The sequence below is a fragment of the Pseudomonas sp. SIMBA_068 genome, from assembly GCF_046534705.1.
GTDB classification, from domain to species: Bacteria; Pseudomonadota; Gammaproteobacteria; order Pseudomonadales; family Pseudomonadaceae; genus Aquipseudomonas; species Aquipseudomonas putida.
In genome coordinates this window covers 1-270 of record NZ_JAWRYI010000562.1, presented here as the reverse complement: position 1 = coordinate 270, position 270 = coordinate 1, and the positions used below count along the sequence as shown (strand labels likewise).

Annotated in this window: 1 protein-coding gene; it reads left to right on the top strand. The window is 54.4% G+C overall.

Annotation, left to right across the window (positions count from 1 at the left end; translation table 11 throughout):
• The coding region (locus SB756_RS30415) for a hypothetical protein (protein WP_410913284.1) at positions 1–270 on the top strand (270 nt) is incomplete at both ends.

Here is a 270-nt window from a genome sequence, read left to right as displayed (position 1 = left end):
CATCAAAAAATTCAGCGATGCCGACTTCCCGCACTGGACGGGGTGGCGGATGGTGGACGATGACACGGACAACAACAGTCAGTGTAATTCCCCCCTTATCGCCGGATTACAGGATAGCGGGCATTTCAGCGACCTGAGCAGCCGTCTGGTCTGCCATTTTCCGCTGGAGTGGAATGCTGCCACCTTTGACCAGCGCTATGCCTGGCTCAGAACCGGCTCTGACGATGTTCCTGCCATGTCTGAAGAAGACTATAAACGGCTGAAAAGTCA